At 62.6% G+C, this 12,354-nt stretch carries 9 protein-coding genes; 7 read left to right on the forward strand and 2 right to left on the reverse strand.

Annotated features, from left to right (window positions below):
• Window positions 1-24 precede the first annotated feature (24 nt).
• From ACN0SO_RS06455 to ACN0SO_RS06480, 6 genes are all read left to right on the forward strand, one after another.
• Complete coding sequence (locus ACN0SO_RS06455) at window positions 25-1,830, forward strand: sensor histidine kinase (RefSeq protein ID WP_417675735.1); 1,806 nt, start codon at window positions 25-27, stop codon at window positions 1,828-1,830.
• Window positions 1,827-3,221, forward strand: coding sequence for a sigma-54-dependent transcriptional regulator (locus ACN0SO_RS06460; protein ID WP_417675737.1), 1,395 nt, complete (start codon window positions 1,827-1,829; stop codon window positions 3,219-3,221). Before ACN0SO_RS06455 ends, ACN0SO_RS06460 begins: the two co-directional genes overlap by 4 nt.
• Window positions 3,222-3,298: 77 nt before the next feature.
• On the forward strand, window positions 3,299-4,018 hold the full coding sequence (locus ACN0SO_RS06465) for a methyltransferase family protein (RefSeq protein ID WP_417675739.1): 720 nt from the start codon (window positions 3,299-3,301) through the stop codon (window positions 4,016-4,018).
• Between the two features lie 272 nt (window positions 4,019-4,290).
• Window positions 4,291-5,313 carry a C4-dicarboxylate TRAP transporter substrate-binding protein gene (locus tag ACN0SO_RS06470; protein WP_417675741.1) on the forward strand — a complete coding sequence of 341 codons (1,023 nt, stop codon included), beginning with the start codon at window positions 4,291-4,293 and terminating at the stop codon, window positions 5,311-5,313.
• Between the two features lie 82 nt (window positions 5,314-5,395).
• Complete coding sequence (locus ACN0SO_RS06475) at window positions 5,396-6,031, forward strand: TRAP transporter small permease subunit (RefSeq protein ID WP_417675743.1); 636 nt, start codon at window positions 5,396-5,398, stop codon at window positions 6,029-6,031.
• Window positions 6,028-7,416, forward strand: coding sequence for a TRAP transporter large permease (locus tag ACN0SO_RS06480; protein WP_417675745.1), 1,389 nt, complete (start codon window positions 6,028-6,030; stop codon window positions 7,414-7,416). The genes ACN0SO_RS06475 and ACN0SO_RS06480 overlap by 4 nt, the downstream gene beginning before the upstream one ends.
• Before the next feature lie 76 nt (window positions 7,417-7,492).
• Here the strand turns inward: ACN0SO_RS06480 and xseA are convergent, their stop codons facing one another.
• Window positions 7,493-9,055: an exodeoxyribonuclease VII large subunit gene (gene xseA, locus ACN0SO_RS06485; protein WP_417675747.1), complete on the reverse strand. Its 1,563-nt coding sequence runs from the start codon at window positions 9,053-9,055 to the stop codon at window positions 7,493-7,495.
• A gap of 48 nt (window positions 9,056-9,103) precedes the next feature.
• Window positions 9,104-10,804, reverse strand: a complete 1,701-nt coding sequence (locus ACN0SO_RS06490; RefSeq protein WP_417675749.1) for a SulP family inorganic anion transporter — start codon at window positions 10,802-10,804, stop codon at window positions 9,104-9,106.
• Between the two features lie 419 nt (window positions 10,805-11,223).
• On the opposite strand from ACN0SO_RS06490, the gene ACN0SO_RS06495 reads away from it, so the two are divergent.
• A complete protein-coding gene (locus tag ACN0SO_RS06495; protein WP_417675751.1) occupies window positions 11,224-12,354 on the forward strand; it encodes an efflux RND transporter periplasmic adaptor subunit in 1,131 nt (376 codons plus the stop codon).

Consider the following 12,354-nt stretch of genomic DNA (forward strand, 5'->3'; position numbering starts at 1 on the left):
GGGCCAAACAGGACATAAGAAAGCATGAGGACCCGTTTCATTCTTCTGGCGCTGCCGCCGCTCGTCTTGCTGCTGATCGCTGCCGTCATCGTGCAGCTGATCGCCGTGCGCGACGAGGAAAGCGTCGACCGCAAGGCGTCCGAACGGCTGACCCTCTACCGCCAGACCATCCTCGGGGAATACGACAAGTACCGCTATCTGCCTTATGTGCTGGCGCGCGATCCGCGGGCGACCATCGTCTTGAACATGCAGCAGACGACGGAATCCGCGAACCGGTTCCTGGAGGAGATGGCGCAGAACTCCGGCGCCTACCTGCTCTACATCATGAATACGGACGGCAACACGCTTGCCGCCAGCAACTGGAGGGATGACCTGTCCCTGGTCGGGCGCAACTACGGTTTCCGGCCCTATTTCCAGGCGGCCATGGCCGGAGAGGAGGGGCGTTTCTTTGCCATCGGGGCGACCATTGGTGAACCGGGGCTGTTCCTGTCGCGGCCGACGCCGGTCGAAGGCACGCCGCGTGGCGTCGCCGTGGTCAAGGTCGACATGCAGCCCCTGGAGCGGGCCTGGGCGGAAGGCGGCGAAATCGTCTTTGCCTCGGATGCCAACGGCGTGATCATTCTGTCCAGCATGTCCGACTGGCGCTACAAGGTGCTGCATGCGCTCAGCGACGACGTGCTGGCGGAGATCCGCAAGACCCGCCAGTTCGCGGGCCTGCCGCTCGAGCCCCTGTCCGATTCATCCGCCAATGAGGAGAACGTCCTGTCGATAGACGGGCACCACTATCGCCACAACCAGGCCGATGTCGGCCTGCTTGGCTGGAAGCTGCATTTCTTGGTCCCGGTTGCGGAGACGAAAGAGAACCTCTGGCCGGTCTGGGTCTCTGCCATCGGCCTCAGCCTGCTTTATGCGGTCGGCGTCCTGGTGTTCCGGGGACGGGCACTGCGCAGGGCATCCGCTCTCTTGCGCCAGGAATCGGAGGAGTTGCGGGAATTGAACCTGCGGCTGACGGATGAGGTCGAAGAGCGCAAGCGGGTCGAACGCGAACTGATCAAGGCCCAGGAGGGGCTGGCGCGATCAAGCCGCCTGGCCGCGGTCGGCCAGATGTCGGCTGCCGTCGCCCATGAATTGAACCAGCCCCTTGCCGCCTTGCGCATGTTCGTTGCCGGAACCCGAAAGTTCCTGGAAAAGCGGAACATCGAGGCGGCAACGGAGAACCTGTCCGAGATCGATTCCCTGCAGCACCGGATGGCGGCGCTCACCCAGGAGCTGAAGCGCTTTGCGCGGCCTGCGGAAAGCCGGATCGAAACCATCGACCTGAAGGAAAACATTCGCGCGGCCGCCAAGATCGCCCTGCCGCGATTTGAGGAAACCGGGGTCGACCTTACGGTCACTCTGCCGGATGAACCCCTGCGTCTGGAAACGGCGCCGCTGCCGGTCGAACAGGTGCTGTTGAACCTGTTGCGCAATGGCGCGGACGCGGCCGCCCAGGTTGCGGACGGCAAGGTGCTGCTGGAAGCGAAACGGTTGGAGGAGGCCATCGTCATCGAGGTGTCCGATAATGGCGCCGGTGTTCCGGAGGACATCCGGGAAAAGATCTTCGATCCGTTCTTCACCACAAAGCTGAGCAGCGGCGGTCTCGGGCTCGGCCTCTCCATTTCGGGTCGGATCGCGGAAGACATCGGCGGCTCCCTGTCGGTTGCGACGAACAGCTTCGGGGGAGCGACCTTCACCCTGTCGCTGCCGGCCACGCGCGAGGTGCGGCCTCGGCGCGAAAGCCAACGTGAAAAGACGACTGAGACAAACGTGGAAGAGGTTCCCGCGGAATGACCGCGCCATCAGCACAGGCCCCGGTTCTGATTGTCGATGACGACCCGTCCATGCGCGCCGCCTTGCGGCAATGGATGGGACTGGCGGACTTCAGCCCGATTGAAACCGCGAGCGCCCAGGAAGCGATCGGCAAGATTTCGTCCAGCTTTCCGGGCTGTGTCGTCTCCGACGTGATGCTGCAGGGAGAAGACGGGGTCAGTCTGATGCGCCGGATCGGGGAGATCGATGCGGAAATCCCGGTGATCCTGATCACCGGTCATGGCGATGTCCCCATGGCCGTGGAGGCGATGCGCAACGGCGCCTATGATTTCGTCGAAAAGCCGTTCGATCCGGACAACATGGCCGAGATCGTGCGCCGTGCCGTGGAAAAGCGGACCCTCGTTCTGGAAAATCGGGCGCTGACCAGGCGCCTGGAGGATGGCTCCAGCCTGGAAAGCCGGCTTCTCGGCAGCAGCCCGGCCATGCGGGCCCTGCGCGAGAGGGTCCTGCATTTCGCCTCCACCGATGCGGCGGTGCTGATCACCGGGGAAACCGGGACCGGAAAGGAAGTCGTCGCCCAGGCCCTGCATGATTTCGGCGGCCGCAAGGGCGGTCCGTTCGTTGCAATCAATGCCGCGGCCCTGCCGGATACCATGGTTGAGGCGGAGCTGTTCGGCCATGAGGCCGGGGCCTTCACCGGCGCGGACCGGATGCGTCAGGGACGGATCGAGGCGGCCAACGGCGGGGTTCTTTTCCTCGACGAAATCGTGTCGATGCCGATGAGCCTGCAGCCGAAGCTTCTGCGGGTGCTCCAGGAAAAGCAGGTCGACAGGATCGGCGGGCGCAAGCCGGTGCCGGTCGACATCCGCATCGTCAGCGCGGCCAACGTCGATCCGCGCGAGGCGGTTGCCACCAGGACCCTGCGCGAGGATCTCCTGTTTCGCCTGAACACCATCGAAGTCACCATCCCGCCCTTGCGCGACCGGGGCAGCGATTGCCTCATGTTGTTCGATACCTTCGTCAACCGGTTCGCCGCCCAGTACGGACTGGAGCGCCCCGAAACGAGCGCGCGCGACGAGGCCTTTTTGCAGACCTACGCCTGGCCGGGAAACGTCCGCGAACTCAGAAATGCGGCAGAGCGCTTCGTCCTGAACGCCGGTGTCGGCCGCCAACCGCTGGAAACGCTGGTAACCGGAAACGGCGCGGCAGAAGAGATCGGCGAGGGCGACACCCTGCGCGCCATCATGGACAATTACGAGCGCAACATCATCGCCAGTGCCTTGCGCCGGCACGACGGCCGGATCGCCGCCGTCATGGAGGAACTCGGTGTTCCGCGGCGGACCCTGAACGAAAAGATGACCCGTCTCGGCCTGACCCGTCCGAAGTCCGGGCTGACGGTCTCTGATGACTAGCGTATGGGCCCATATATATGACGCAGCCGGACCAGAGAGGCCGCGCGCAGACCGGTCGCTCCGGACGGAGGAACTTTATGCAAGCGGAACCAGGTAAACCGGGTGCGGCTCAGACGGCTACGCCCCGCGAGTGGCTTCGCGTGATCCTTGTCCATGTATCCATACCCGTGATCCTGCTGGCCTGCGGCGGGGATATCCGGTGGTGGCAGGCGTGGGTCTATTGCCTGCTCATCGTCGCAGCCGGTGTCGGAGGACGCATCTTGGCGGAAGGACGGCATCCGGGGTTGATGGCGGAGCGAACCCGATCCCTGACGGCTCCGGATGTCAAGGCATGGGACAAAGTCCTGGCGCCGCTCATGGCAGTGACCCTTTCCTTCCCGGTGATCATCGTGGCGGGGCTGGACCATCGCCTTGGCTGGTCGCCTGCGTTTCCCGCATGGCTTACCGTCGCCGGTCTCGTCCTGATTGCAGCAGGATACGCCTTCGCAACATGGGCCCTGGCGGAAAACCGCTTCTTTTCCACCATGATGCGCATCCAGACCGATCGGGGGCACACGGTATGTGACAGCGGCCCGTACCGGATCGTCCGGCATCCGGGATACGCCGGCAATCTTCTGGCATTACCGGGCATCGTCCTGGCCCTGGGTTCTGCCTGGACACTCATACCGGTTGCAGCCGCGCTGGTCGTCGCCGTGATCAGAACCGCATTCGAAGATCGCGTACTTCAGGACGAGTTGCCTGGATATCGGGAGTACACGGGCCGCGTGAGATACCGCTTGTTTCCCGGCGTTTATTAGGAGCTGGTCCTGGAGCCTCTGTCCTGAAACTGACGTTTCCGGCAAGATTTCGCCCATGAGAAAACGGTATCGGCAAAAAATCGCCGATTGACGGAGGCGGCTCAGACGTGCTGCCATCCAAAACTGCGGGGTATTGGGGGAAAATCCCGCCGTGCCACGTGTTGGCACGGGACATGCAAAATAATCCCCAGCTGGATGCGGGCAGAAGCTGCAGGAGGTGGCGTCGCCGGGACATCCAGACTGAAGAGCACTCATTATCTGGGAGGATACACATGCTCACTGTTCGCAAGTTCGCGACCGCTGCATCCGTAGCTGTCTTGGGGATGGTCTTTGCCACCGAAACCTTCGCCGCTGACGTCACCTGGAACGTTTCCGTCTGGGGCAAGCGCCGCGCCTTCACCGAGCACATCGAATACCTGGCGGAGAAGGTCGCCGAAAAGACCGGCGGCAAGTTCGAAATCAAGCTCGCTTACGGCGAGGCGCTGTCGAAATCGCGCGAAAATCTGGACGGAATTTCCTTCGGTGCTTTCGAGATGGCCCAGATCTGCGCTTCCTACCATGCCGACAAGAACCCGACCCTGACGGTTCTCGAACTGCCGTTCCTGGGCGTGAAGGACCTGGACGCGGAAGTAAAGGTCAGCGAAGCGGTTTATCAGCACCCGGCAGTCAAGAAGGATCTTGCCCGGTGGAACGCACAGGTTCTGATGCCGTCCCCGATGCCGCAGTACAACTTCATCGGCAATGGCGACGCTCCGACCTCTCCGAAGGACTTTGACGGAATGCGCGTGCGCGCGCTGGGCGGGATCGGTAACCTGATGTCCGCAATCGGTGCCGTTCCGACCACCGTGACGGCTTCGGAAACCTATCAGGCCATGGAATCCGGAACGGTGCGGGCCGCATCCTTTGCGCCCCATGCTCACCTGGCGTTCAAGACGGTGGAAGTCGGCACCTGGTGGACCGCCAACATGAATCCGGGAACGGTGCAGTGCCCGGTGGTCGTGAACACCGACGCCTACAACGCCCTGCCGGACGAATTCCGCACGGCATTGGACGAGACCGTCCCGGCAGCCGTCGATCATTACCTGGCCACCTATGCCAAGGTCTATGACAAGTGGTGGCCGGAACTGGAAAAGCGCAACATCAAGCAGATCGAATTCTCCGCCGACGACCTTGCTGCCCTGCGGGCCAAGGCTGCCCCGATCCACGAACAGTGGGTCAAGGACATGGATGCCAAGGGCATTCCGGGACAGGAGCTGCTTGATCTGGTGAACACGACGCTCGGCAACGACGGCTGACCGGCCGAGAGCTCGAACTAACCAGTCGATCTTACAACCTCCGGCGTTTTATACGCCGGAGGCCTTCCTTGGGCGTATAAAAATGATCACACCAGATCGGTCCGTCGCGACCGCCGAGGCGCCGCGTTACATCGTGTTCGATGGCGTTCTTGCCAGGATAGAAAACGGCTTCAACCTGATTGCCGCAGCCAGCATCCTGCTCCTGATGCTGCTGGCTGTCGTGCAGATCTTCGGTCGCACCTTCCTCAATCAGCCCATTCCGGGGTTCATTGACATCACCGAACAGGCAATGGCCGTGTTCACCTTCATGGGAATTGCCTATTGCCAGCGTGTCGGCGGCCACATCCGCATGGAAATCCTGCTGGGCAAGCTCAAGGGCCGCGCGCTCTGGACGGCCGAATTCTTGGGGGTTTTCATCATATTCCTGGTGGTCTGCGGACTGATCTACGGCTCCTGGTTCCATTTCGAACGGTCCTGGAGTATCGGCGATTCCACCATTGACGTCGGGCTGCCCACCTGGCCGTCGAAACTGCTCGTTCCGGTCGCTTTGACCCTGCTCGCTCTCCGGCTGTTGTTGCAACTCTACGGCTATTGGCGGCTGATGGCGGATCCGTCACGCACGCCCCTTGCGGTTCCGCTCATCATGGATGTCAAGGAAGCGGCAAAACATGAAATCGAGGAAGCCTTCGGCGAAGACGACGGGGAGACTTCCCGATGACACCATTTGAAGTTGGATTGCTGATGACCGGCGTGCTGCTGGTCCTCGTGCTTATCGGCGTACGGGTCGCCTTCGCCGCCGCCTTTGTCGGGCTCACCGGCCTCATCATCATCTTCTCCATGCGCATGGGTTTCGAAAAAGGCTTCATCACCGCGTTGAAGATGGCCGGCACCGTGCCCCATTCAAAGTCGGTCACCTATTCCTTGTCGGTCCTGCCGACCTTCATCCTGATCGGCTTTCTGGCTTTCTACGCGGGGCTGACCAAGCAACTGTTCGATGCGGCCAAGAAGTGGCTTGGCTGGATGCCCGGCGGCATGGCCGTCGGCACCGTGTTCGCGACCGCCGGGTTTGCCGCCGTGTCCGGCGCCAGTGTGGCAACCGCCGCCGTGTTCGCCCGCGTCGCCATTCCGGAAATGCTGGCGGTGGGCTATTCCAAGCGGCTGGCTTCGGCCGTGGTTGCCGCCGGCGGCACGCTTGCCTCGCTGATCCCCCCCTCGGCGATCCTGGTGATCTACGCGATCCTCGTGGAACAGTCGGTCGGAAAGCTGCTCATCGCGGGCTTCCTGCCGGGGCTTTACTCGGCGCTGATCTACATCCTGATCATCGTCGGCATGGCGGCCTGGCGCGGTGACGCACCGGCGATCAAGGGCTTCACCTGGTCCGAGCGCTTCGCCTCTCTACCGGGAACGCTTCCGATCTTCGCGGTGGTGGCTGTGATCTTCATCGGTCTGTTCGGCATCGAAATCGGCGGGTACCAGTTCGCCGCGACGCCGACGGAAGCCGGTGCGCTCGGGGCCTTCGTCGTCCTGATCACCGCCTTCGTGAAGGGCATGCGCACCAAGCAGCTGGGCCAGGCCCTGCACGAAACCGCCAAGCTGACGGTGATGATCTTCACCCTGATCTGGGGCGTCCTGGTCTATGTGCGCTTCCTCGGCTTCGCCGGTCTGCCCGATGCGTTCCGGGACTTCATCGTCAGCCTGCCGCACGATCCGATGCTGACGATGATCCTGATCCTGAGCGCCTACGCGGTGCTCGGCATGTTCATCGATGCCATCGGTATGCTCGTCCTGACCCTGCCCGTGGTCTATCCGGCGGTCATGGCCCTGAACGGCGGTGAGGCCGTCAGCGCCGCGGACAGCACGCTCGGCATGTCGGGTGAGGCCTGCTCGATCTGGTTCGGCATTCTGGTGGTGAAGATGGCGGAGCTCTGCCTGATCACGCCGCCGATCGGCCTGAACTGCTTCGTGGTCGCAGGTGTGAGGCCGGACATTCCGGTTCAGGAAGTGTTCCGCGGCTGCGTCCCGTTCTTCGTCGCCGACATCATCACGATTGGCGGCCTGCTGGCCTTCCCGTCGATCATCACCTGGCTGCCGTCGATGATGTAGCCGGGAAGGAAGAAACGAAAATGAAGGCTGCGCCGGGAAACCGGCGCGGCCTTTTTCAATCCGGGATCCGTTAGAACTAAAACAGGCTGCCCTGCGACGTCGGCTTCTTGTTCTCCGAAGTCGCCGACTTCTTCGCCTTCCGCGCGGGCCCCGCAGACCCCGACGTGGCGACCGCATCGATGGTGCCATCGGCAAGCTCGATGCTGAGCGCATCGCCGGAGGAGACCGCGCTTGCGGAGCGCACCGGCTGGCCCTTGTCGTCGCGCAGCAGCGCATAGCCGCGAGCGAGCACGTCCTTGTAGGACAGCGACTTCAGCAGCTTTTCCAGCCCGTCCAGACGGTCGCGCGATTTCGTCAGCCGGATGGCATAGGCCCGGTCCATGCGCTCAGACAGGCCGGACAGGCGCTCGTTGCCGATGGTGATCTGATGCTTGAGCCGGATCGGCGTCAGCCGGTCGGAGACGGCCGCATAGCCCTGGCGTTTGTGCCGAACGGCAACCTGAAGCGCGCGCCCCTGGCGCTCACCGAAGGTATCCAGCTGATCGCGCGCCTTGGTGGTGACGCGGGCAAGCAGGAACGGCGACAGGCGGCCGGCCGCGTTCTGATAGGTGCTGCGGTGGCTGCGGGTATTGACGATCAGCGAGCGTTCCAGGCTGCCGGCGGCGGTGTCGAATCGCTGGCGGGGCAGGGCGAGCAGGTCGCGAGGTGCCGGCAGGGCCGCACCTGCCGCCCGCAGTTCCGTGCGCCGGTTGGAAATAAGGCGGTTCAGGCCGGAGAAGAGACGCCGCGACAGGTCGTCCGTCATGGCCATCAGGTCGGCCTTGACCGGTACCGCGATTTCCGCGGCCCCCGTCGGTGTCGGCGCGCGCACGTCGGCGGCCAGATCGATCAGCGTCCAGTCGGTCTCGTGGCCGACCGCGGAAATCAGCGGAATCTGGCTGTCTGCCGCCGCCCGCACGACAGCTTCCTCGTTGAAACCCCAGAGATCCTCGATGCTCCCGCCGCCACGGGCAACGATCAGGAGGTCGGGCCTCGGGATAGGGCCGCCGGGGGGAAGCGCATTGAAGCCGCGAATGCCGTTCGCCACTTCCGCGCCGCAGGTCTCTCCCTGCACCCGGACCGGCCAGACCAATACGTGTAGGGGAAAGCGGTCGGAGATCCGGTGCAGGATATCGCGGATAACGGCGCCGCTCGGCGACGTGACGACTCCGATGACCCTCGGCAGGCTCGGCAGAAGCTGCTTGCGCTCTTCGCCGAACAGGCCTTCGGCGGCGAGCTTCCGCTTCCGCTCTTCCAAGAGTGCCATGAGCGCGCCGGCACCGGCCGGTTCCAGCGCGTCGATCACCATCTGGTATTTCGACTGGCCGGGAAAGGTGGTGATCTTGCCGGTGGCGATCACTTCCAACCCCTGTTCGGGCTGGATTTTCAGTTTGGAGGCGACCCCGCGCCAGATGACGCCGGACAGGACCGCGCGGTCGTCCTTCAGGTCGAGATAGATGTGGCCGGAGCCGGGTCTCGAAATGCGGCCGAGCTCGCCGCGCACCCGCACATAGCCGAAGGAGTCCTCCATCGTCTTCTTGATGGAGAAGGAGATTTCGGAAACCGTGAATTCGGCGGCATTGGAAGCGGAGTCTGACAAGGCTGATTCCCTCTGATCCCTGAAAACTGGCCGTCCCGGAGGATCGGGTCAAGAGGCGGAGCCGGCGGGGGGCGGTGGTTTGCCCGCCTTGATGTAAGACAGAACCTCGTCGACCGTGGAAAAGACGATGCTTTTTCCGAAGGTGTGAATCAGTTGCCGACGGCTGCGGGAGGATGGATCGTCCAGCGTATGGGCGAACAGCAACTCGATGCCCTCGCCGGCAAGATCCTCCTGGATTTTCTTCAAGGCCTGCAGGGCCGTGAAGTCGATGTCGTCGACGCAGGAGAAATCGATGCAGAAGTGCCGCAAGCCGTCCGGAGCGGGTGTAACCAGATCCCTGATCTCCTCTCTCATGAGCTCCGCATTGGCATAATACATGGAGTGCGTGAACCGGTAGACCATCAGGTCCGGGGCCGCCATGGCGCGGGTTTTGAGAGGTTGCACCTGCCAGGTTTCCGCGGTCTCCGGCGTGAGCAGAACGTTGGCCGGGTGATAGCCGTGCCGCGTATGCACGATGAGCGACAGCACGATCGCCAGCACGATGCCGGGCCCGACGCCCGCCACGACAACCACCAGGATCGTTATTGCCGAGACCCAGAATTCGGCCCTCCGGGTGCGGCGGATTTCCCGCAGGCCTCTCAGGTCGATCAGGTCGATGCCGATCAGAAAGACGAGGGCGGAGAGCGCGGCTTCCGGCAGATAGGCCAGGATTTCGGTAAAGAAAAGCAGAACAAGAATGACGATCCCGACCGTAATCAACATGGAAAGCTGGGTCCTGCCGCCCGCACTTTCGACGATCCGGCTTTTGGTCGGACTGCCGTTGACGACGAAAGTTCCGGTCAGCCCGGCGCCGAGATTGGCGAACCCCAAGGCACGCAGGTCCATGCCTTCGTCCGGCGTTTCGTTGTATTTGGTGGCATAGGCGCGGGCGGTGGCTGCACTCTGGGCGAGGATCACCACCAGCATGGCAAGCGCCACCGGGCCGAGCTGCCAGATCAGCGCGAATGACCAGTCGACATCCGGCAGCGCCAGGTCGGGAAGCCCTCCGGGGACGCTGCCGACAACCGCAACGGTGTTGCTGAAGTCAAAAAACCAGCTGACGAATGTGATCAGCCCGAGCGCAACGATCGCGCCTGGAAAGGACCGGGACAGCCCCCTGAAACCGAGGATCAGGAACAGGGCGCTGAGGGAAATGGCTGCCGCCTGAAGGTTCAGGGTCGACAGCAATGGCAGGAGCAACGCGAGTTTTTCCAGCCCGCTGGCATGAGCGATCTTCAGGCCAAGCATGCCGGGCAGGGAGTTCATGGCGACCTGTATGCCGACGCCCGACAGGAAGCCGACCAGAACGGTCCGGGACAGGAAGTCGGCCATGAAACCAAGCCGGGCGACGCTCGCAACCAGCACCAGCACGCCCACCATCAGAGCGATCAGGCCTGCCAGCGCGACGTATTCGGCCGATCCGGTCGCAGCCAGCCCGGCCAGGCTGGTCGCCAGGATCGCTGCGGTCGCCGAATCCGCCCCGACCACCAGATGGCGCGATGATCCGAGCAGGGCGAACAGCGCCATGGGCAGCAGCATGGTGTAGAGCCCGGTGATCACCGGCGTGCCTGCGATTTTCGTGTATCCCATCACCTCGGGAATCGCGACCGCGGCAAGGGTCAGCCCGGCGAGGATCTCCGGCAGGATCCGGCCTTTTTCCATGGGAAGGACGCCGGCGAATAACCACCGTTTCAGGTTTATTCCGGACAAGATGGGCTCCTTTTGCGGAGCGGATAAAGGGTCGACCGCTGTGTCATCTTGTCGAAGTGAATGAAAAAAACAACTCGGCCATCAAAGACAAGGGGGATCACATGTTTGCCACGTTGCCCGGATACCGCTTCTCCGAAATCTGCCGTTGGGGAAAGGGTCAGGGCCTCTTGATCTAAAAAATTTATAAGGGATCCATACCTTTTCAACGAGCGCAAGCCGCACTATTTTGTGCCTAACCCAGTAACCGCCGCGTCCTCCCCGCGGTGAAAAGAGGCATCACGGTATTCATTGACGACGGGCGCCAGAGCGAATGGCTGCGGCGCCCGTCGTCATGGAATTTTTGCATAGACCCTGCGCCAGCGTGACGGGCTGAAACCTGTTAGTATTCATGGCCGGGCGGGGTCGGACGGATAAGGTTCATGATCAAGCGTTTCATCATCGCCATCATTCTGATCGTACTGATCTGCGGCGGGCTGGTTGGTTTCAATCTGTTCAAGGAACAGAAGATCGCCGAGTTCTTTGCCAATCGGCCGAGACCGACCGTAACGGTGTCTACCGTGACCGTGGAAGCCCAGACCTGGAAGCCCGGTATCGAGGCGATCGGGACGGTCGGCGCCCTCCAGGGTGTCGATGTGGCGTCGCGCGCAGCCGGGATCGTGACCGACATCCTGTTCGCCGCCAACGATGAGATCGAAAAAGGGCAACTGCTCGTCCAGCTCGATGACGAAGAAGAACAGGCTACACTGATCGCGGCCAAGGCTAACGAGGCGCGCGATAGTCAGGCGCTGAAGCGTGCGACCACCCTTGTCGACAGGGGTGTGAGTTCGACTTCGGCCCTGGATGATGCCAAGGCCGCCCTCGATGCTTCCCGCTCCGTCATGGAACGGGTCAAGGCGCAGATCAATCTGAAGAAGATCCGGGCGCCGTTTTCCGGAACCATAGGCATTCCGAAGATCGATGTCGGTCAGTATCTTCCGGCCGGTGCCGTCATTGCCACGCTTCAGGATCTCAAGGTGATGAAGGTCGATTTCACGGTCGCCGAACAGCGCCTTTCCGAGGTGCATATCGGTCAGCTCCTTCACCTGGGCCTGTCGGAAGACGCCATGGGCTATGAAGGCAAGATCACGGGTATCGATCCCAAGATTGACCCTCAGTCGCGCCTGGTCTCGATCCAGGCGGAGGTCAAAAATTCCGACGGTGTTCTGCGTCCGGGCCAGTTCGCCTTCGTCCGGATCGATCTGCCTGAGGAAAACAACGTCATCGCGCTGCCGCAGACGGCGGTCGTCCAGAGCCTTTACGGCACCTACGTCTATCGGGTTGCCGAAGACGAAACTGCCCCGGCGGGCGAGGACGGCAAGAAGAAACTGGTGGCGCGCCAGGTGTTCGTGGAGGTCGGCCGCCGCTTCGGCGGCAAGATCGAGGTGACCGAAGGCGTAAAACCGGGAGACGTGATCGTGTCCGCCGGTCAGAACAAGCTGACGGTCGGCAGCCCAGTGACCATCGACAATACGGTCAACCCGGTCGGCGCCACCGAAAAACCGGGAGCCTGA

Source organism: Roseibium sp. (assembly GCF_048260565.1).
Taxonomy (GTDB): Bacteria; Pseudomonadota; Alphaproteobacteria; order Rhizobiales; family Stappiaceae; genus Roseibium.

What these genes read in the sequence shown, in the direction of transcription:
- ACN0SO_RS06470 (WP_417675741.1), top strand. Translation starts at nt 4,291, where the DNA reads ATGCTCACTGTTCGCAAGTTCGCGACCGCTGCATCCGTAGCTGTCTTG.
- ACN0SO_RS06480 (WP_417675745.1), top strand. Translation starts at nt 6,028, where the DNA reads ATGACACCATTTGAAGTTGGATTGCTGATGACCGGCGTGCTGCTGGTC.
- ACN0SO_RS06495 (WP_417675751.1), top strand. Translation starts at nt 11,224, where the DNA reads ATGATCAAGCGTTTCATCATCGCCATCATTCTGATCGTACTGATCTGC.
- ACN0SO_RS06455 (WP_417675735.1), top strand. Translation starts at nt 25, where the DNA reads ATGAGGACCCGTTTCATTCTTCTGGCGCTGCCGCCGCTCGTCTTGCTG.
- ACN0SO_RS06465 (WP_417675739.1), top strand. Translation starts at nt 3,299, where the DNA reads ATGCAAGCGGAACCAGGTAAACCGGGTGCGGCTCAGACGGCTACGCCC.
- ACN0SO_RS06460 (WP_417675737.1), top strand. Translation starts at nt 1,827, where the DNA reads ATGACCGCGCCATCAGCACAGGCCCCGGTTCTGATTGTCGATGACGAC.
- ACN0SO_RS06475 (WP_417675743.1), top strand. Translation starts at nt 5,396, where the DNA reads ATGATCACACCAGATCGGTCCGTCGCGACCGCCGAGGCGCCGCGTTAC.